Origin of the sequence: Thauera aminoaromatica (genome assembly GCF_000021765.1) — a bacterium.
Taxonomy (GTDB): domain Bacteria; phylum Pseudomonadota; class Gammaproteobacteria; order Burkholderiales; family Rhodocyclaceae; genus Thauera; species Thauera aminoaromatica.
Genome location: NC_011662.2, coordinates 3,936,182 through 3,955,869, shown reverse-complemented (window position 1 = coordinate 3,955,869; position 19,688 = coordinate 3,936,182). Strand labels below are relative to the sequence as shown.

General features: G+C 65.0%; 15 protein-coding genes. 14 read left to right on the top strand and 1 reads right to left on the bottom strand.

The window, feature by feature from the left end; translation table 11 throughout:
• The first annotated feature begins 3 nt into the window (after positions 1 to 3).
• From TMZ1T_RS17435 to TMZ1T_RS17370, 14 genes are all read left to right on the top strand, one after another.
• Entirely contained in the window at positions 4 to 432 is a 429-nt protein-coding gene (locus TMZ1T_RS17435; RefSeq protein ID WP_004299248.1) for an antitoxin Xre/MbcA/ParS toxin-binding domain-containing protein, read from the top strand.
• Complete coding sequence (locus TMZ1T_RS17430) at positions 432 to 887, top strand: RES family NAD+ phosphorylase (RefSeq protein ID WP_012586033.1); 456 nt, start codon at positions 432 to 434, stop codon at positions 885 to 887. The genes TMZ1T_RS17435 and TMZ1T_RS17430 overlap by 1 nt, the downstream gene beginning before the upstream one ends.
• Positions 888 to 1,826: 939 nt before the next feature.
• Positions 1,827 to 5,240: a type I restriction-modification system endonuclease gene (gene hsdR / locus TMZ1T_RS17420; protein WP_012586032.1), complete on the top strand. Its 3,414-nt coding sequence runs from the start codon at positions 1,827 to 1,829 to the stop codon at positions 5,238 to 5,240.
• A 24-nt stretch (positions 5,241 to 5,264) separates the two neighbouring features.
• Positions 5,265 to 6,857 carry a class I SAM-dependent DNA methyltransferase gene (locus TMZ1T_RS17415; RefSeq protein ID WP_004299236.1) on the top strand — a complete coding sequence of 531 codons (1,593 nt, stop codon included), beginning with the start codon at positions 5,265 to 5,267 and terminating at the stop codon, positions 6,855 to 6,857.
• On the top strand, positions 6,854 to 8,452 hold the full coding sequence (locus tag TMZ1T_RS17410; protein WP_012586031.1) for a restriction endonuclease subunit S: 1,599 nt from the start codon (positions 6,854 to 6,856) through the stop codon (positions 8,450 to 8,452). The genes TMZ1T_RS17415 and TMZ1T_RS17410 overlap by 4 nt, the downstream gene beginning before the upstream one ends.
• Entirely contained in the window at positions 8,439 to 10,031 is a 1,593-nt protein-coding gene (locus TMZ1T_RS17405; protein WP_004299231.1) for an AAA family ATPase, read from the top strand. The genes TMZ1T_RS17410 and TMZ1T_RS17405 overlap by 14 nt, the downstream gene beginning before the upstream one ends.
• Positions 10,028 to 10,891, top strand: coding sequence for a hypothetical protein (locus TMZ1T_RS17400; protein ID WP_012586030.1), 864 nt, complete (start codon positions 10,028 to 10,030; stop codon positions 10,889 to 10,891). The genes TMZ1T_RS17405 and TMZ1T_RS17400 overlap by 4 nt, the downstream gene beginning before the upstream one ends.
• Entirely contained in the window at positions 10,888 to 11,877 is a 990-nt protein-coding gene (locus tag TMZ1T_RS17395) for a DUF5655 domain-containing protein (protein ID WP_004313324.1), read from the top strand. The genes TMZ1T_RS17400 and TMZ1T_RS17395 overlap by 4 nt, the downstream gene beginning before the upstream one ends.
• Before the next feature lie 3 nt (positions 11,878 to 11,880).
• Positions 11,881 to 12,555, top strand: a complete 675-nt coding sequence (gene darT / locus TMZ1T_RS17390) for a type II toxin-antitoxin system toxin DNA ADP-ribosyl transferase DarT (protein ID WP_004313322.1) — start codon at positions 11,881 to 11,883, stop codon at positions 12,553 to 12,555.
• A gap of 12 nt (positions 12,556 to 12,567) precedes the next feature.
• Positions 12,568 to 13,623 (top strand): type II toxin-antitoxin system antitoxin DNA ADP-ribosyl glycohydrolase DarG, encoded by a 1,056-nt coding sequence (gene darG, locus TMZ1T_RS17385; RefSeq protein WP_004313320.1) that lies wholly within the window; start codon positions 12,568 to 12,570, stop codon positions 13,621 to 13,623.
• 338 nt (positions 13,624 to 13,961) lie between these two features.
• Positions 13,962 to 14,207, top strand: a complete 246-nt coding sequence (locus tag TMZ1T_RS21195) for a hypothetical protein (protein WP_144312179.1) — start codon at positions 13,962 to 13,964, stop codon at positions 14,205 to 14,207.
• Positions 14,204 to 14,719, top strand: a complete 516-nt coding sequence (locus TMZ1T_RS17380) for a hypothetical protein (protein ID WP_004313317.1) — start codon at positions 14,204 to 14,206, stop codon at positions 14,717 to 14,719. The genes TMZ1T_RS21195 and TMZ1T_RS17380 overlap by 4 nt, the downstream gene beginning before the upstream one ends.
• Before the next feature lie 140 nt (positions 14,720 to 14,859).
• Positions 14,860 to 17,064 (top strand): OsmC domain/YcaO domain-containing protein, encoded by a 2,205-nt coding sequence (locus TMZ1T_RS17375; protein WP_004313316.1) that lies wholly within the window; start codon positions 14,860 to 14,862, stop codon positions 17,062 to 17,064.
• 2 nt (positions 17,065 to 17,066) lie between these two features.
• Entirely contained in the window at positions 17,067 to 18,104 is a 1,038-nt protein-coding gene (locus tag TMZ1T_RS17370) for an enoyl-CoA hydratase/isomerase family protein (protein ID WP_012586029.1), read from the top strand.
• Positions 18,105 to 18,617: 513 nt separating this feature from the next.
• On the opposite strand, the gene fdhE is transcribed toward TMZ1T_RS17370, so the two are convergent.
• The gene (gene fdhE, locus TMZ1T_RS17365) at positions 18,618 to 19,529 is read right to left on the bottom strand and encodes a formate dehydrogenase accessory protein FdhE (RefSeq protein ID WP_012586028.1); all 912 of its coding nucleotides are present in this window, start codon (positions 19,527 to 19,529) and stop codon (positions 18,618 to 18,620) included.
• Positions 19,530 to 19,688: the final 159 nt, after the last annotated feature.

Genomic DNA, 19,688 nt, shown 5'->3' with positions numbered 1-19,688 from the left:
GCCGTGCAACTCGTCACCCCTGAGCAGATCGCCGCAGTGATGGCGCTCGCGCCGGCGCCGCACTCGTTTGCCGAACTCGACGAGCAAGTCGCCGAAGGCCTCCCCAAGGCCGCCCTCAAGGCAGGCGTCGAGCGCCTGGGGCGCAACCCCGACGAGCGCCGCATCCTGCTCCACCGCGTCGTTCCCGAAGCCACCTTCAAGCGCCGCCGCGACCGTCTCAGCCCCACCGAATCCGAAAAGATCGAGCGCCTCGCCCGCGTCTATGCCACCGCCCGCCACGTCTGGAACTCGGACGAGGACGCGCTCGCCTTCCTGCACGCACCGCACGCGATGCTGGGCGGGCAGCCTCCGCTCGAGGTCGCGATGACCGAGCTGGGCGCGCGCCGGGTCGAGACCCTGCTGTGGAGGTTCTTCTACGGCATCGCCGCCTGATGCGCGTCTACCGCATCGCCGACCGGCGTCACCCGATCTGGGACGGAACCGGCGCCGCGCTGCTGGGCGGGCGCTGGAACAGCCCGGGGCATCCCGCCATCTATGGTTCTTTGAGTTCCGCCTGCGCGATGCTCGAGATCCTCGCCCATGCCGGCATCGGACGCATTCCCGGCACGCAGCAGATCGTGATCGCCGAGGTGCCCGACGAGGATGCGCTGGTCGAGCGGCATGAGCAGGCGAGCTTGCCCGACGGCTGGGATGCAGAAGATAGCGGCGCGGCGCGGCAGTTCGGCGACGACTGGCTGGCGTCGAGGCGAAGCCTGGTGCTGGTGGTGCCGTCGGTGGTGGCGCGGCTGGAGTTCAATGCGGTCGTGAACCCGGCGCACCCGGATTTTTCCAGGGTGAGGGTGGGTGCGCCGGAGGCGGTGGTGTGGGATCGGCGGCTGTTCGGGTGAGGGGTTAGCCTCACAAGACCACGGCCGTAGAACGCCCGGGGGCGAGGCGGATGTTTGTGACGCGACGCGGGTCCGGCGTTCGTGTTGATCACGGTGGTGAAGGGTACGAAGGTCAGGACGGAGTTCGATCCGTGGCATTCATTCTCGCGGGCGTCCAGGTTGACCGGTCTGGTCGGCGCGGTCTCGGGATGGCGGTTGTTTGGCCGTTGCTGTCGTCGGCCTGCCGCGCCCAATCGGGCTGTTAGCGGCGTTCAGTTTTCGTAGAAATCTGGCGTCGCCGCGGTTGGTGGCGTAAGCAAGTAACCCGATTCTTATCGGCGAGGGTGGTGACTCGGACGTGGTGATGGGGGCGACTGGAAGCGCCCCCATCACGGCAGCGGATGGGCCGTGTCGGAACAGGCGACAATACGCCGGTGACCGCCCGTTCAGCCGTTTGGCGACTCGAAGGCAGCCTACCTACCCGATGAACGAGAGCAACAGACGTGGAAGACGTCGACCAGGCTTGTCCTATCAAAGACCGCAGTCGGCCACGAAGACGTGAATGTGCTTCCATGCAGCGCATAGTCATTCTTGGAAAGACCTCGCTGGAGGATTTGAGTCCCTTCGGGACGCCGGCGATGAAACGGGCAGCAGGACACCCCAGGGCCGATCGCGAAAGGGGATAGGTTATCCTTGCAATCTGCTAGCGTTTTTCACACAGGAGTTCCGCCGTGGCAGTGAGTAAGACCGAGGTGGTCAGCGCCCGAGTCCCGCCCGATGTCAAAGCCGCGCTGTCGACGGCCGCGGAGGTCGAGAGGCGCAGCGTTGCGTCTATGTTGGAGGTCATGGTGCTCAGCTATTGTCGTGATCACGGCATCGTTACGCCGCCGGTCACGTCCCCCGGACAGCGCCATTCCTCGGCATCTCGCAGGTAACGCCAGCCTCCGAGAAAGGCTACCGATGTTTGGCGACATGCCATCGAATTTCGGACATCTCAAGGTGCACGACCAGCAATTGGTGCGCCTAGGGATGCTCGCCGAGCGCTATTTTTCTGATGACCCGAACACTTGCCTCCTGAAGCTTCGCCAACTGACGGAGCTGCTCGCGCAGCTCGCAGCGTCGAAGGTGGGAATCTATACGTCGCCTGACGAGAAGCAGGTCGACCTGCTCCGGAGATTGCAGGACAAGGGAATCGTTCCACGCGAAGTTGGGGCCTTGTTCGCCGAGGTGCGCAAGGCAGGTAACGACGCGAACCATTGCTTGAGTGGCGACCATCGCACGGCGTTGCTGGGCCTTCGGCTTAGCTGGCAACTCGGCGTGTGGTTCCATCGGACCTTCAAAGACCCGGCCTTCAAGTCAGGCCCGTTCCAGCCGCCAGCGCCCCCGGCAAACGAGAGTGCAGAACTGAAAACCGAGCTCGATGCACTTCGCGCCGAGCTGAGCCAGTATCGCGCCGCACAGAAAGATGCGGCTCAGGCGCTTGATCAGATTCAAGTCCAGATCCGACAAGCCGAGGACGACAGCGCTGTCTGGGAAACCATGGCTGCCGAGGCCGAAGCGGCAAAGGCCGAACTGCTCCAGCGGCTGGAGGTACTCCAAGCCCAAGCTGCAGCCGCGCCGCCCCAAGTCATTGCCAAGTTCGTGGCAGCAGCAGATTCGGCGGCCGCTGTCATCCAGATCAGCGAAGGCGACACTCGCAGGCTCATCGACCAACAGCTTGCCCTCGCAGGCTGGACGGTCGATTCGGCTCGCATCACATTTGCCAGGGGGATACGTCCCCAACGCGGTCAAAACCTCGCCATCGCCGAATGGCCCACCGAGACCGGGCCAGCCGACTATGCGTTGTTCATCGACCTCATGCCGGTGGCCATCGTGGAGGCCAAGCGCAAGAACATCGATGTATCAGCCGCATTGCAGCAGGCCAAGCGCTACAGCCGCGGCTTCCGGGTATCGCCCGAGGTGGAACTGCCCCTGAGCAATTTTGGGGCCAACGCGGAATTTCGAGTTCCCTTTGTGTTTTCGTCCAACGGCCGCCCGTACTTGCGGCAGCTCGCGGAGCGAAGCGGCGTCTGGTTTTGCGACCTGCGTCGGCCCGCGAACCTGGGTCACGCCCTCGACGGCTGGTACACGCCGGAAGGCCTCAACGCCCTGCTACAGCGTGACGACGACCGCGCGCACACCGAACTCGCCAATGCGCCGTTTGATTTCGGCTTCCCGCTTCGGCCCTACCAGCAGCGCGCCATCCTGGCCACCGAAGCCAGCATCCGCGATGGGCAGCGCGCCATCCTGCTGGCCATGGCCACGGGCACCGGCAAGACCAAGACCTGCATCGCACTGATCTACCGCCTGCTCAAGGCCAAACGCTTCAGGCGCATCCTGTTCCTCGTCGACCGCTCGGCCCTGGGCGAGCAGGCCGCCAACGCGTTCAAGGACACGCGCATGGAACGCCTGCAGACCTTTGCCGACATCTTCGGCATCAAGGAGCTGGAGGTCCAGGCGCCCGACGACGACACCGCCGTGCACCTGGCCACCGTGCAAGGCATGGTGCAGCGTGTGCTGTACCCCAGCGACGGCACGCCGCCGCCGCCCATCGACCAGTACGACTGCATCATCGTCGACGAGTGCCACCGCGGCTACCTGCTGGACCGTGAGCTGTCAGACACCGAGCTGAGCTTCCGTGGCTACGACGACTACGTGTCCAAGTACCGACGTGTGCTGGACTACTTCGACGCGGTGAAGGTCGGCCTCACCGCCACACCCGCCCTTCACACCACGCAAATCTTCGGTACGCCCGTCTTCGCCTACGGCTACCGCGAAGCCGTGGTCGACGGCTATCTGGTGGACTACGAGCCACCAATCCAGGTGCATACCCTGCTCTCCGGGCAGGGCATTGCGTGGAAGGCCGGCGAAGAGGTCAAGGTCTACAACACCGCCCGCCAGCAGATCGAGCTGTTCAAGACGCCCGACGAGATCAAGCTCAAGGTCGATGACTTCAACCGCAAGGTCATCACGCGTCCCTTCAACGAGGTGGTCTGCACCTACCTGGCACAAGAACTGGACCCGGCCTCCCGCCGCAAGACCTTGATCTTCTGCGTCAGCGACAGCCACGCCGACATGGTGGTGGACTTGTTGAAGAAGGCCTTCGCCGCGCAGTACGGCGCGGTCGAGGACGACGCCGTCATCAAGATCACCGGCGCGGCCGACAAGCCCTTGCAGCTGATCCGCCGCTACAAGAACGAGCGCCTGCCGAATGTCGCTGTCACCGTCGACCTGCTGACCACGGGCGTCGATGTGCCCGAGATCTGCAACCTGGTGTTCCTGCGCCAAGTGAACAGCCGCATCCTGTTCGACCAGATGCTGGGCCGCGCGACGCGGCTCTGTAACTTTGGCGGCACCGACGTGAAGGACGCTTTCCGCGTGTTCGATGCGGTCCGCATCTTCGAGGCCATTGGCGACATGACGGCCATGAAACCCGTCGTCGTAAACCCGAAGATCACCTTCACTCAGCTTTCGCAGGAGCTGGCCACACTGAAGGATGAATCGGCCACCGAACTGGTGCGCGACCAGTTCCTGGCCAAGCTGCAGGCCAAGAAGCGCCACCTCACCGACAAGAACCGGCAGGACTTCGAGGCCAAGGCGGGTATGTCGGTGCAGGCCTTCGTCCAGAAGCTGAAGGCGATGCCACTGGCCGATGTGGCGGCGTGGTTCGTGCAGAACCCGGAACTGGGCGAGCTGCTCGACCGCCGAAGCGATGGCCCCGAGCGCGAGATGTTCATTTCAGAGCACACCGATGCCTTCGACCGTGCCGAGCGCGGCTACGGCAAGGGCAAGAAGCCCGACGACTACATCCGCGCCTTCAGCGAGTTCATCAAGACGCAGGGCAACCAGATTCCGGCGCTGGTGACCGTGCTGACACGGCCACGCGAGTTGACCCGCGCGCAGCTGCGCGAACTGGTCTTGGCGCTGGACCAGGCCGGCTTCACCGAAACCAGCCTCGCCTCGGCCTGGCGCGAGCTGACCAACCAGGACATCGCGGCGCGCATCGTGGGCTACATCCGCCAGGCAGCCATCGGCGATGCCCTGGTCCCCTATGTGGAGCGCGTCGACCGGGCCTTGCAGCATCTGCTGGCGCATCCGCCTGCAGGCAAGCCCTGGAGCACACCGCAGCGCGACTGGCTCAAGCGCATCGCTGCGCAGACCAAGGCCAATGTGCTGGTGGACCGCTCCGCCATCGACGACCCCGACTTGATCTTCAAGCGCGAAGGTGGAGGCTTTAACCGGCTGGACAAGGTCTTCAACGGCCAACTTCAGCCCGTGCTCGACGCCTTCAACGACGCGCTCTGGGCCTTGCCGCCCGAAGCTGCCAACCGCTGACCCTCCTTCTTGAACTCTCGATCCATGTCCAACCCCACTGCCGCACTCGACATCGGCGCCAAGCTCTGGTCGCTTTGCCACGTGCTGCGCGACGACGGCGTCACCTACCACCAGTACCTGAGCGAGCTGACCTACCTGCTGTTCCTGAAGATGATGAAGGAGACAGGCCAGGAGGAGCGGCTCAGGATCTGGAAGGCCAAAGACAAGAAGCAGGGCTCCCCCAAGGAAGAGCAAGCCGGCACCCGCTGGGACGATCTGCTCGGTGCCTCGGCGCCGGACCGGCTCGACCTCTACAAAGAGATGCTGCTGGACTACGGCTTGCATGGCCGCGGTGCCGTGCAGGAGATCTACGCCAACGCCAACACCTTCATCACCAAGCCGGCCACGCTGAGCAAGCTGGTGACCGACATCGACCGCCTGGACTGGTACAGCGTCGACCGCGACGACCTGGGCGACCTGTACGAAGACCTTCTGGAGCGCAACGCCGGCGAGAAGAAGAGCGGCGCCGGCCAGTACTTCACCCCGCGCCACCTGATCGACAGCATCGTCAGCGTGATGAAGCCGCAGCTGGGCGACGTGATCCAGGACCCTGCAGCCGGCACCTGCGGCTTTCTGATCGCGGCCAACAACTACCTGCGCCAGCACAACGACTTCGACAGCCTCAGCGACGAGGCGCAGCGCAAGTACCGGCACCAGACCTTCCACGGCATGGAGCTGGTGCAGGACACGCACCGCCTGGCGCTGATGAACATGCTGCTGCATGGCATCGAAGGCGGCGTGACCTATGGCGACACACTGAGCGATGACCACAAAGGCCTGCCTCCGGCCACGCTCATCCTCAGCAATCCGCCCTTCGGCACAAAGAAGGGCGGCGGTCTGCCCACGCGCGGCGACCTCACCTTCGAGACCAGCAACAAGCAGTTCGCCTTCCTGCAGCACATCTACCGCGCCCTCAAGCCTGGCGGCCGGGCCGCCGTGGTGCTGCCCGACAACGTGCTGTTCGAGAGCAACATCGGCGCCGACATCCGGCGCGACCTGATGGACAAGTGCAACCTGCACACCATCCTGCGCCTGCCCACCGGCATCTTCTACGCCCAGGGCGTGAAGACCAACGTGCTGTTCTTCACCCGCGGCGATACCGACAAGGGCAACACCAAGGAAGTGTGGGTGTATGACATGCGGGCCAACATGCCCGCCTTCGGCAAGCGCACGCCCTTCACGCGCGACTACTTCCGCACGCCGCCCGATGTCCCGGCCAGCCAGCCGCGGGACAAGTTCGAAGATGTGTTCGGCAGCGACCCGCGCGGCGGACCGGCGGCGCTGGCCGCGCGCCAGGATACCGGCGAGGCCGGGCGCTGGCGCCGCTTCACGCGCGAGCAGATCGCACAGCGGGGCGACAGCCTGGATATCAGTTGGCTGAAGGACAGCGGCGCTGCCTCAACAGACCAGTCGCGAGACGACCCCTCGCTCTTAGCTGGCCTTGCGCTCAAAGAGCTGAACGCCGCGGTCTCTGAGTTGCGCTCACTGCTTGAGGAGCTGGGCGAGGACCCGGACGCAGTTTTGGAGGCCGTAGTTGCAGATGATTCGGCGGAAGATGGCGAAGGGGCAATCGCATGATCGATTCCGCTCCACAGGCCAGCGATCTTCCCGCAGGCTGGGACGTCGCGTCATTCGGTGAACTCAACTCGTTTAGCGGCAGCACGGTAAACCCCGCGACACGGCCAGACGAAGTCTTTGAGCTCTACAGCGTGCCGAGCTTCCCAACAAAGCACCCCGAGCAGCTACCGGGACGTGCGATCGGCTCGACGAAGCAGACCGTCAGGCCTGGTGACGTCCTGGTCTGCAAGATCAACCCCCGCATTAATCGTGTTTGGACAGTCGGTACCCGTCGCGATCACGAGCAAATTGCCTCGTCAGAGTGGATCGGGTTCCGATCTGACGCCATGGTGCCGCGGTTCGCGAAGCACTACTTCAGCGAACCGTCATTCCGGTCGCTCTTGTGCAGCGAGGTCTCCGGCGTAGGCGGCTCCCTGACCCGCGCCCAGCCAAGTCGCGTAGCCAAGTATCCTGTCCTCGTTGCGCCGCTGGCAGAACAGGCCCGCATCGCCGACCAACTCGAGGCCCTGCTGGCGCGTATCCAGGCCTGTCAGGACCGCCTGGAGGCCATTCCGGCGTTGCTCAAGCGGTTTCGAAAGCTGGTTCTCTCGTCTGCGCTTTCTGGCGACCTGACTGAAGTCTGGCGGGCCGAACAAGGAGTGGGCTTAGATACTTGGTCGGCGAGGACGATTGCTGACGTCGCGGAAGTTGGGACTGGATCCACCCCTCTTCGATCAAACAGCAACTTCTACGCAGAGACCGGGACCCCTTGGGTGACAAGCGCGGCCACGAGTCGCCCTTACATCGACTCTGCCGACCAGTACGTGACTAAAGCGGCAATCGATGCACACAGGCTCAGGGTCTACCGCCCCGGGACACTGATCATTGCTATGTACGGTGAAGGGAAGACTCGTGGGCAAGTCAGCGAGCTTCGAATTGACGCGACCATCAATCAGGCCTGCGCTGCGATAACTGTCGATGAGCAGCAAGCCAACGCCGCCTTCGTCAAGCTTGCACTCTTGTCGCAGTACGAGCAAACGCGCGCGCTTGCGGAAGGCGGCGCGCAGCCAAATCTGAACTTGTCCAAGGTGCGCGGAATTCCACTACGCCTGCCAGAAGGGCCCGAACAAGCTCAGATCGTTCATCGAGTTGGAGAACTGTTCGCTTTTGCCGACACCATCGATTCTCGCGTCGCTGCGGCAACAGGCAAGACACGGAAGCTTCCCTCGCTCACTCTCGCCAAAGCCTTCCGCGGCGACTTGGTTCCGCAAGATCCCACCGACGAGCCGGCCAGCGTCTTGCTGGCCCGTATTGCCGCCCAACGCGCAGCGCCCCCGCATGCCGCCTCGGCAACCACACCGCGCCGCGGCCGCCCACCCCGTGCCCCGAAGGAAACCGCCGCCATGACCAAGAGCCGCCAGGACGACGACGTGACGGGTCAGCCCTACCTGGCCGCGCACCTGCACCGCATCGGCACGCCCGCCAGCGCCGAAGCACTGTTCAAGGTGGCCGAGTTGCCCGTCGCCGACTTCTACAAGCAACTCGCTTGGGAGGTGGCGCAAGGCCACGTGAAGGACAACCAGACCACGCTGGAGCCCGGGCATGCGGCTGGATAAGGTCAGCATCGACGGCTTCAAGAACCTTCGCGGGCTGGAGCTGGACTTCGATGAGCGCCAGCTCACCACGGTGCTGATCGGCCAGAACGGCGCCGGCAAGTCCAACCTCATCGAGGCCATCACCCAGGTCTTCCGCTGGGTGGACCTGCGGCGCAACGAGCCGCGCTTTCACTACCGGGTGACCTACCGCATCCAGCCGCAGGGGCCGGCGGTCCCGAATCCGCCCAGCGTGTGCCTGAGCAACTTTCCCGACGAACCCGCGATTCGGGTCAACGGGCAGGAGGTTAAGCGCACCGAGTTCGAGAAGCGCAAGACGGAGTGGTTTCCGGACCTGGTGTTCGGCTACTACTCCGGCGGCAGCCGCCGACTGGAGGCGTTGTTCGACAGCCACCAGCGGCGCTACTACGACGACATCAAGCTCGAGGACAACGAAGCGAAGGTCGCCAAGGCACAGGAAGCCCGACGCCTCTTCTACTGCCGACCCATCCATGGCGTGCTGGCAATGCTGGCGCTGTTCGCCTTTCCAGACCCCAAGGTCACCGCCGAGCTGGCCGGTCGCCTGGGCATCACCGGCTTTCACTCGCTGCTGGCACTGTTCCGCGAACCCTGGTTCGCCAAGGGCCGGAAGACCAGCGCCGACGACCTGTGGGGCGCCGGCGGACCCGCTGGCCGCGCCGCGCGCCGCTTCAAGGAACTGGCCTTTCACCCGTTTGCGCTGGAAGGCAACGCAGTGGACGACTACCGCGACAAGAAGCAGGTGGAGCCACAGTTCGCTGCCTTCCTGCCATCGCTGGCGCGGCTGCAGCAGCTGGCCGAGCAATTCAAGAACGAGCGCGAGATGTTTTACGCTCTGGAGGCGATGGACATCTCCGACCTGGTGCGCGAGATCCAGGTTTGGGTTACGCGCAGCAACGACACCAGCGGCGACGTGGGCTTTGCCGACCTGTCCGACGGCGAACGGCAGCTGCTAATGGTTCTGGGCCTCATCCGCGTCTCACGCGGCAAGCGCGCGCTTTTCCTGCTGGACGAGCCCGACACGCACCTCAACCCACACTGGCAGCACAGCTATCTGAAGCTGATCGAGGACTGGACGGGCATCGCGGCCGAGAAGGACCACTGCCACATCGTGCTGACCTCCCACAACCCGCTGACGATCTCGGCGTTGTCGCGAGACGAGGTGCGAGTGATTGCCCAAACCGACGATGGCCGCGTGACCGCAGCCGCGCCCTACGCCGACCCGCGAGGCATGGGCTTCACGGCCACGCTGACCGAGATCTTCGGTCTGGCGACCAGCCTAGACGTCGAAACTCAGCGCCTGGTGGACGAGCGCAATGAGCTTGTGCAAGCGCCCAAGCGGGACGATGGTCAGCAGCGAAGGCTGATTGAGCTGAACGATCAACTGGCGCGCCTGGGCTTCTTGAATGAGGATCGTGAGCCGCTTTACCAAGACTTCCTGCGGGCCTGGCACGACGTGCGCTACGCCGACCGGCCGCCGCTCACCGCGGCTGACATTGAAGCGCGGCAGCGCGCAATGAAGACACTAATTCAGCAACTAATGGTGTCGGAGGCGAAGTCGTGATCTTCGTGCGCCGAGACCCGAAACTCATTCCGGAGAAGGTGTTGCGCGTCGCCGAGCGAGCACAAGCGGAGCTGGAGGCGTTGCCTGCTGAACAACGTGCTGCATTCATTGAGAAGAAGAAGCGCATCTGGCGTGCGTTCGCTCGCTACCTGTCCAAGATGTCCTACGGCAAGTGCTGGTACTCCGAGAGTGACTGCGTCCACTCCTTCATGGACGTTGACCACTATCGTCCGAAAAAGCAGGCCAAGCGCTCCGACACCGATAGCGACGACGGCTACCCTTGGCTCGCATTCTCTTGGGACAACTTCAGGCTCTCGGCTCAGCGAGCGAACCAGATCAATCACGATGACGCAACCGACGAAACGGTGGGCAAAGGTGCTTGGTTCCCGCTAATGCAAGGCAGTAGGCGTGCAACATGGGATGACCGGTGCATTGAAGATGAACGCCCCGTGTTGCTGGATCCAGCCAAGCTGGCAGACGTGAGACTCATCGAGGTCACCGCCACCGGAAGGATGGGACCGACCCGGTTCTGTTTGGGCGAGTACGAGAGAACCCGTGTGCATGACACGGTCAGACTCCTGGGGCTGGACCTTCCAGGTCTCGTCTCCGCGCGGCAAGGCGCCATGCGCTTAGTTCAAGAGATCGTCGAGCTCGTTGTGCAGAACAAGACGGCAGCAGAATTGAGCGCGGCAGCGTCTGCATTCGTGTCGCTGCACCTGCGCGCTGATAGTCAGCTGGACATGCTTCAGCGTCTGACCAAGCCGGACCGCCCGTTCGCGTCGGCCGCGCGAGCTCAGCTCAAGTTGATGGGGTACGAAGACTTGTGCCTCCGGCTCGAACAAGGCCAGGAGGCAGCATGAGTGACATCAAGCTTTTTCGCCTGCAGTCCGGCAAGGCGTTAGAACTCCAAGGTGACGCCTCCGACCTTGAGAAGCCGCTGCAGACGCTGATCGAGGCCAACCTCGACACCCTGCTCGGCATCCGTTTCCTGGCCACCGAATACTCCACCGGCAAGACCCACGCAGGCCGGATCGACTCGCTGGGCCTGGACGAGAACAACTGCCCCGTCATCCTGGAATACAAGCGCTCGGTCGGCGAGAACGTCATCAACCAGGGCCTGTTCTACCTGGACTGGCTGATGGACCACCAGGCCGAGTTCAAGCTGCTGGTGATGGACCAGTTGGGCAAGCCCGCGGCCGATGCCATCGACTGGACCGCGCCGCGGCTGGTGTGCATCGCGGCCGACTTCACCAAGTACGACGGGCATGCGGTTCAGCAGATCAACCGCAACATCGAGCTGATTCGCTACCGGCGCTTCGGCGACGAGTTGCTGCTGCTGGAGCTGGCCAACGCGGCCAGCGCCAATGCGGGCAAGGCGACGACAACCAAGGCCGTGAAGCCAGCCAAGGCAGCGCCTGCGCCAGCGGCAGAGCCCACCAGCGCCAAAGGTGCGGGCGGCGACCGTTCCTACGCCGACTGGCTTCCGCTGTTGCCGCCGCACCTCTGCGAGCTGGTGGCATCGCTGGAGGGGCACGTCTTGTCGCTGGGCGACGACGTGCAGCGCAAGGAGCTCAAGCTCTACGTGGCCTTCAAGCGCCTGAAGAACTTCGCCACGGTGGTGCCGCAAAGGGCTCGGTCGCTCCTTTACCTGCACGTCGACCCCGATCAAGTGCAGCCGCTGCCGTCGAATGGGCGGGATGTTCGGCAGCAAGGGCATTGGGGGACCGGCGACCTGGAACTGGCTCTGGCGTCTCAGGCGGATCTCGATGCCGTGAAACCGCTGATCCTGATGGCGTATGAGGGGCGCGCGGTAGCGGCAACGTCCGCCTCCGGGTACGGGAGCTGATCGATGCCAGCACCGTACCCAACGCGACTGTTCCACATCACTGCGATCGCCAACTTGCCGGCAATCTTCGCTGCCGGGGCGCTGCTGTCGAAGAACGGTGGCGCTGCGGCAGGCATCAACTACCAGAACATCGCTCATGCAGGCGCCCAGGGAGCGCGGGCCGTGCGTGCTGTGCCCAATCCGCCGGGCGGGTTGGTGCACGACTTCGTGCCGTTCTACTTCGCGCCGCGGTCGCCGATGCTGTTCGCCATCAACGGCGGCCGGGTCGCGGGATGTCAGTGGCGGCAGACTGACATCGTTCACTTCGAGACTACCGTGCAGTGCTTGGTGGCCAGAGGCCGCCCGTTCGTCTTCTATGACCGCAACGCAACGCTGGCTTTCAGCACCCCGTACACCGATCTCGCCCACCTGGACACGGCCGTTGCCTGGGACTTGATGACCGAAGCGCCGCAGCTCGACGGCTATTGCAAGTTCTGGCAGAACAATCCGGCCGTTGCACGGTACGCCGACCGGATGGAGCGTCGGCAGGCCGAGTTTCTGGTGAGGGACAATGTTCCCCTTGACTGCATGACTCGCTTGGGCGTGATCGACGCCGCGCGGCAAGCGCAGGTACTGGCGTTGCTGGCCCAGGCCGGCGTAGCATTGACGGTCGACATCATGCCGGCCTGGTACTTCTGAGGATAGCCCATCATGATCAAGCTCACGCAAGGTGATCTGCTGAAGCAGGACGATGTCGACGCCATCGTGAACACGGTGAACTGTGTCGGCGTGATGGGCAAGGGCATCGCGCTGCAATTCAAGAACAAGTGGCCGGACAATTTTGCTGAGTACGCGGCAGCTTGCAAGGCGGGGCAAGTGCGTCCGGGCCGAATGTTCATCCACGACTCAGGCGGCCTAGTCAAGCCGAACTACATCATCAACTTCCCGACCAAGGACCATTGGCGCGGCGCCTCTAGGATGGCGTTCATCCGCGACGGTTTGATCGACCTAGTGACGCAGGTGCGGCGCCTCGGCATTCGGTCAATTGCCATCCCGCCGCTAGGTTGCGGGAACGGTGGGCTAGACTGGACCCAAGTGCGGCCTTTGATCGAAGCTTCATTCGAAGCGCTTCCCGATGTTGAAGTGCGACTCTTCGAACCTGGGGGTGCGCCCAATCCAAAGACGATGGAAGTTCGGACCAAGCGTCCCCGCATGACGCCCGGCCGGGCAGCAATCGTCAAGGTCTTGAGCACGTACGGTGAGCTGAACTACGGGCTATCCAAGATCGAGGTTCAGAAGCTTGCGTACTTTCTGCAGGAGGCCGGCGAGCCGCTGCAGCTTCAGTTTGTGAAGCACCACTACGGTCCGTACTCCGACACGCTACGCCACGCGCTGAACACGATGGAAGGGCACTTCATTCGCGGCCTGGGCGATGGTGTTGTCGAAGCCGAAATCGAGCCCACGGAAGACGCACTTGCCGAAGCCGAGGCGTTCATCGCAAACGAAGGCCATTCGGCGCTCTCAGCCCGTGTTGAGCGCGTGGGGCGGCTTATCGATGGCTACCAATCGTCGTATGGCATGGAACTGTTGGCCTCGGTTCACTGGGTCGCGGCACACGAGCCCGGCGTACGCTCGGTCGATGAAGCGATTACGGCGGTGCACGGCTGGAACGATCGGAAGAAGCTGCTCATGCAGCCCGATCACGTTAAGTTTGCTTGGCATCGGCTTGCTGAGGAAGGCTGGCTTTCGTCTAGCGCTTTTCCGTAGCAGAGATGCACCGTAGGCATCGCCCAACGTCTGTGCCTAACCCAGGCCGTTTTCGCGGGATAGAGGACCTGTCGTTCGCCCACGCTGAGCATCGTGCGGCAAGTTTCGACGAGATTGGCGCCGTTCAATCTAAGCAAGCCGGCCGGCAGCTCCGGCCGACCACGAGCCGCTCCGCTCGAACGACGATTGCCGTTGCGCCAGCAAAGGATGTCGACGAGTCCGTAACGCCGCCACCCGCAAATCAGGCGTTCATCGCACTAACCCAGTCCTCCACCCGCAGCCCTGCCGACCTTGCGGCTCTGCGACAATGCCGAGCCCCATCCACTGCCTTTTTGCCGATGACAACCACCGAGCGGATTTCCAAGGCCATGACGGAGAAGTTTGCCGCCATCGCCGCGCTGACCGACGCGTTCTGCGCGCAGCCTCTCGACGCTGAACACCGGCGGATGATCCTCCGCGTCGTCCGCGCACAGGCAGCCGTCGCCCTTGCCGGCTGGCGCCGAGCGCGTGTGGGCGGCCGCGGCCGAGCATGCGGTGGGTCTGGTGAGCGGTTTGCGTGCGGATCGCGCGGAGGTGTCGAATGAGCCGGTTGTCGACCGAGTCGGTGGCGAAGGCCGTCGATGCCGTTCAGGCGATGGACCGCGCGCAGAAAGAGCGTCTCGCCGACGAGATCTTCCGCATGCAGCCGAACATGCTGGGCTCGATCCTGGCGCTGCCCCGGCTCGGGGTGCCGATGGAGAGGGTCGAGTTCGCCGTCGGGGTGCTGCTGGTCTGCTTCCAGGCGATGAAGGCGTCCGGGCTGGCCTGGCCGGTCATCACGGAGGACGAGCAGGAGCGCCAGCTCGCGCGTTTCGTGGCGGCGACGCGCCTCGGCGAGGACATCGCCCCGTCGCTGCGCAGTCGCGCGCTTCGGCGCTATATCGCCGCGCACCCCGAGAAGGGGCTGGCAGCCTACGTGGCGAGCGATACGTCGAAGTGGCTGGGCGAGATCGCGGCCGACGAGTCCGACAAGTACGCGATGCTGGCGGTGTGGAACCTGGTGAACTGCATCGCCTTCGTCGAGCTGCCACAGTCGAAGCGCACGAAGCCCACGTAGGCGTCTCGGCGCGGCCGCGTTCGCGCCTTGCGGCGCTCCTGCAGGAGCCGCAGCCCGCCCCGAACCCCGTCCGCCCCCGCGAAACCGGCGATAATGCCGCCCGACGCGTGTTCACGCCCTTTCAGGATTCCTTCCCCCTCATGGAAATCAAGGTCAACTTCCTCGACAAGCTTCGCCTCGAAGCCAGGTTCGACGACTTCACGGTGATCGCCGATCAGCCGATCCGTTACAAGGGCGACGGCTCGGCGCCGGGGCCGTTCGACTATTTCCTGGCCTCGTCGGCCTTGTGCGCGGCCTACTTCGTGAAGCTGTACTGCGACACCCGCAACCTCCCCACCGACAACATCCGCCTGTCGCAGAACAACATCGTCGACCCCGAGAACCGCTACAAGCAGATCTTCAAGATCCAGGTCGAGCTGCCGGAGGACCTCTCCGCCAAGGACCGCCAGGGCATCCTGCGCTCGATCGAGCGCTGCACCGTGAAGAAGGTGGTGCAGACCGGGCCGGAGTTCGTCATCGAGGAGGTGGAGAACCTGGACGCCGATGCGCAGGCCCTGCTGACGCTGAATCCGGATCCGGACGCCCACACCTACATCCTCGGCAAGGATCTGCCGCTGGAGCAGACGATCGCCAACATGTCGAAGCTGCTGGCGGACCTCGGCATCAAGATCGAGATCGCGTCGTGGCGCAACCTCGTGCCCAACGTGTGGTCGCTGCACATCCGCGATGCGCATTCGCCGATGTGCTTCACCAACGGCAAGGGGGCGAGCAAGGAGAGCGCCTTGGCGTCGGCGCTGGGCGAATACATCGAGCGCCTCAACTGCAACCACTTCTACAACGACCAGTTCTGGGGCGAGGACATCGCCGACGCGGCGTTCGTGCATTACCCCAACGAGCGCTGGTTCAAGCCCGGCCGCAAGGATGCGCTGCCGGCCGGGCTGCTCGACGAGTATTGCCTGGAGATCTACGACCCCGAGGGCGAGCTGCGCGCCTCGCATCTGTACGACACCAACTCCGGCAACGTGGCGCGCGGCATCTGCGCGCTGCCCTACGTGCGCCAGTCGGACGGCGAGGTGGTGTATTTCCCCACCAACCTGATCGACAACCTCTACCTCAGCAACGGCATGAGCGCCGGCAACACGCTGCCCGAGGCGCAGGTGCAGTGCCTGTCGGAGATCTTCGAGCGCGCGGTCAAGCGCGAGATCATCGAAGGCGAGATGGCGCTGCCCGACGTGCCGCCGCAGGTGCTGGCGAAGTATCCCGGCATCGTGGCCGGCATCCAGGGGCTGGAGGCGCAGGGCTTTCCGGTGCTGGTGAAGGATGCGTCGCTGGGCGGCAAGTATCCGGTGATGTGCGTGACCCTGATGAACCCGCGCACGGGCGGCGTGTTCGCCTCGTTCGGGGCGCACCCGAGCCTGGAGGTGGCGCTGGAGCGCAGCCTGACCGAGCTGCTGCAGGGGCGCAGCTTCGAGGGCCTCAACGACCTGCCCGCGCCCACCTTCGAGAGCAACGCGGTCACCGAGCCGAATAATTTCGTCGAGCACTTCATCGATTCGAGCGGCGTGGTGTCGTGGCGCTTCTTCAGCGCCAAGGCCGATTACCCGTTCGTCGAATGGGATTTCTCTTCCCACGGTGAAAGGTCCAACGCCGAGGAAGCCGCGACCCTGTTCGGCATCCTCGAGGACATGGGCAAGGAAGTGTACATGGCGGTGTTCGACCAGCTCGGCGCCACCGTCTGCCGCATCGTCGTGCCGGGGTATTCCGAGGTCTATCCGGTGGATGACCTGATCTGGAACAACACCAACAAGGCGCTGGCCTTCCGCGCCGACATCCTCAACCTGCATCGCCTCGACGATGAGGCCCTCGAAGCCCTGCTCGAGCGCCTGGAAGAAAGCGAGCTCGACGATTACACCGACATCATCGAGCTGATCGGCATCGAGTTCGACGAAAACACGGTGTGGGGTCAGCTCACGATCCTGGAGCTGAAGCTGCTGATCCATCTCGCCCTGCAGCAATTGGAAGAGGCGAAGGAGCGCGTCGAGGCCTTCCTGCAATACAACGACAACACGGTCGATCGCGTGCTGTTCTACCAGGCCCTGAACGTGGTGCTGGAGGTGATGCTGGACGACGAGCTGGCGCTGGAAGACTACGAGGCCAACTTCCGCCGCATGTTCGGCGACGCGCGCATGGACGCGGTGATCGGCTCGGTGGAGGGCCGCGTGCGCTTCCATGGCCTGACGCCGACGAGCATGAAGCTCGAAGGGCTCGACCGCCACCAGCGCCTGATCGACAGCTACCGCAAGCTGCACCGGGCGCGGGCACGCGCGGCCGGCGTGTCCGCGTAGACATGCTGCTCCCCGAGACCGCGTCGCCCGCCAACGTCCTGGTCGACCTCATCGACGGCGTCGGCGTGCTCACCCTGAATCGTCCCGCCGTGCTCAACGCGCTCGATCTCGCCACCGTGCGCGCGCTCACCCGCCAGCTCGACGCCTGGGCGCACGACCCGGCGATACGCGCGGTGCTGCTGCGCGGCAGCGGCGAGCGTGCGTTCTGCGCCGGTGGCGACGTGCGCGCGTTGTACGAGCTGCAGCGCCAGGGTGCGCCGGAGCTGGTGTGCTACTTCGACGAGGAATACGCGCTCGACTGCCGCATCCACCGCTACCCCAAGCCCACCATCGCCCTCATGGACGGCGTGGTGATGGGCGGCGGCATGGGGATCTCGCAGGGCTGCACGCACCGCCTGGTCACCGAGCGCACGCGCATGGCGATGCCGGAGACGGCGATCGGGATCTTTCCCGACGTGGGCGCGAGCTACTTCCTGTCGCGCCTGCCGCCGGCGCTGGGCGTCTACATCGGGGTGGTCGGCGACACCCTGAGCGGCGCCGACGCGGTGGCGAGCGGCCTCGCCGACCGCCTGGTGCCGAGCGCCTTGTTCGCCGACCTCCGGGCGCTGATCGCCGCGATCGATGCCGAGGCCTGGCCGGCGGCGCCGACGCAGACGAAGATCCCCTCGCTGCTGACCGCGCCGGTGCTCGCCGCGGTGGAGCGCCACTTCGGCCATGGCAGCGTGGAAGAGATCCTCGCCTCGCTCGCCGGCGAGACCGATCCGCTGCTGCGGCCGTGGGTGGAGCGCACGCAGGGGCTGCTGGCGCAGCGTTCGCCGCTGATGCTGTGCGTGACCTTCGCGCAGCTGCAGCGCGGACGCCGGCTGGGCCTGGAGGACTGCTTCCGCATGGAGCGGACGATGATGGAGTACAGCTTCGCGCACGGCGACACCATGGAAGGCATTCGCGCGCTGCTGATCGACAAGGACCGCAACCCGCGCTGGCGGCATCGCACGGTGGCGGAGGTCGGCCGCGAAGAGGTGGAGGCCTTCTTCGGCTGAAGGGCAGACTCGCCGCAGCCGCAATCGCGACTCGCGTCGCTCCTACAGTACCGCCGCAGCTGGCGGTCGGCACCAGCGGTAGGAGCGACGCAAGTCGCGATCCTCCGCGCCCGAAACCCGCGCCATCGCCGCCGCACCCCCGCAATCGCGACTCGCGTCGCTCCTGCAAGACCGCTGCGGCGGGCGGTCGGTCCCAGCGGTAGGAGCGACGCAAGTCGCGATCCTCCGCGCCCGAAACCCGCGCCATCGCCGCCGTACCGCCGCAATCGCGACTCGCGTCGCTCCTACAGCACCGCCGCGGCTGGCGGTCGGCCCCAGCGGTAGGAGCGACGCAAGTCGCGATCCTCCGCGCCGGAAACCCGCGCCATCGTCGCCGTACCGCCGCAATCGCGACTCGCGTCGCTCCTGCAAAACCGCCGCGGCTGGCGGTCGGCCCTAGCGGTAGGAGCGACGCAAGTCGCGATCCTCCACGCCCGAAACCCGCGCCGCCGCCCCCGCACTGCCTTGGCGTTGTTACGACTCCCCGGCGCCGATGAGCAGGTAATTCGGCCCGCTGCGGACGAAACCCGCGTCGTCGACCAGCATGTCCAGCGCCACCGAGGCGAGGTCGTCGGCGATCGGGTCGACGCGCACGTTCTTCGGCTGGACGATGAGCTTGGTGTAGCTCTCGCAGGACCCGCAGGACTCCGCGCGCGCGATGCCGTCGTCGCCGTCGATCTCGTGCAGGGTGATCTTGTCGCGGTCGCCGCAGCTCACGCAGGTGGCGTGCGGGACGTGCCACTCGGTGTTGCACAGCGTGCAATGCACGTAGCGCAGGCCGGCGGTCGGGCCGTCGCTGCGGATCACGCTGACCACCGGGTGGCTGCCGCACACCGGGCAGGTGCTGTGGGCTTCCATCAGCGGCAGCGCGCCGGCGTCGAGCTTGCTGGCGAGCGCGGTGAACACCACCTGCATCGCCGCCGCGACGTAGGGCAGACGGGCCATGTCGGCGCCCTCGGGTTCGCCGTTGAGCAGCTTCTCGCCCAGCTTGTCGAGCTCCTCGGCGCTGGTGACGAGCAGCCCGTCGAGCGTCTCGCGCGCGCCCACTGGCGCGTTCTCCAGCAGGTCGCCGACGAGGTTGCGCAGGATCTCGCGCCACACCGCGGGGCGCTGGTACGAGGCCACGCTGATCGGCGGCATGCGGTGCTTGGCTGCGCGTTCGAGGACGTCTTCCGCCGGGGGCGTGATGTCCTGTGCCGAGGCTTGCAGCGCCGCATGCTGGGCATGCGACAGCCTGCCGAGGAAGGCGAGCCACTCGCCCAGGCCGTGGTGCAGCGCGAGGGCGTCGAAACGCTCGGCACGCGCGAGGAAGACGGTGCCCGGATCGGGCAGGAGGACGGCGGCGGCTTCGCCCGAGGGCGGCAGTTCGATGGCTTGGGTGTTCATGTTGTCTCTGGATGGAAAAGCGCACGCGATGATCGGCGCAGTAGCGTGCCGAATGCAAGCCGGACATGCAGAAACCACCCCTCGCTGGAGGTCGCGACGGCGTTGCAGGCGTGACGCCGGGGCCCTTCAGGGTTTGCCCGTAGATCGGTCCCGAATCCG

Excerpts from the sequence above, each read along its gene's own strand:
- TMZ1T_RS17415 (WP_004299236.1), top strand. The coding sequence starts at position 5,265 with ATGTCCAACCCCACTGCCGCACTCGACATCGGCGCCAAGCTCTGGTCG.
- TMZ1T_RS17395 (WP_004313324.1), top strand. The coding sequence starts at position 10,888 with ATGAGTGACATCAAGCTTTTTCGCCTGCAGTCCGGCAAGGCGTTAGAA.
- TMZ1T_RS17430 (WP_012586033.1), top strand. The coding sequence starts at position 432 with ATGCGCGTCTACCGCATCGCCGACCGGCGTCACCCGATCTGGGACGGA.
- TMZ1T_RS17370 (WP_012586029.1), top strand. The coding sequence starts at position 17,067 with ATGCTGCTCCCCGAGACCGCGTCGCCCGCCAACGTCCTGGTCGACCTC.
- darG (WP_004313320.1), top strand. The coding sequence starts at position 12,568 with ATGATCAAGCTCACGCAAGGTGATCTGCTGAAGCAGGACGATGTCGAC.
- hsdR (WP_012586032.1), top strand. The coding sequence starts at position 1,827 with ATGTTTGGCGACATGCCATCGAATTTCGGACATCTCAAGGTGCACGAC.
- darT (WP_004313322.1), top strand. The coding sequence starts at position 11,881 with ATGCCAGCACCGTACCCAACGCGACTGTTCCACATCACTGCGATCGCC.
- TMZ1T_RS17410 (WP_012586031.1), top strand. The coding sequence starts at position 6,854 with ATGATCGATTCCGCTCCACAGGCCAGCGATCTTCCCGCAGGCTGGGAC.
- fdhE (WP_012586028.1), bottom strand. The coding sequence starts at position 19,529 with ATGAACACCCAAGCCATCGAACTGCCGCCCTCGGGCGAAGCCGCCGCC.
- TMZ1T_RS21195 (WP_144312179.1), top strand. The coding sequence starts at position 13,962 with ATGACAACCACCGAGCGGATTTCCAAGGCCATGACGGAGAAGTTTGCC.
- TMZ1T_RS17380 (WP_004313317.1), top strand. The coding sequence starts at position 14,204 with ATGAGCCGGTTGTCGACCGAGTCGGTGGCGAAGGCCGTCGATGCCGTT.
- TMZ1T_RS17405 (WP_004299231.1), top strand. The coding sequence starts at position 8,439 with ATGCGGCTGGATAAGGTCAGCATCGACGGCTTCAAGAACCTTCGCGGG.
- TMZ1T_RS17375 (WP_004313316.1), top strand. The coding sequence starts at position 14,860 with ATGGAAATCAAGGTCAACTTCCTCGACAAGCTTCGCCTCGAAGCCAGG.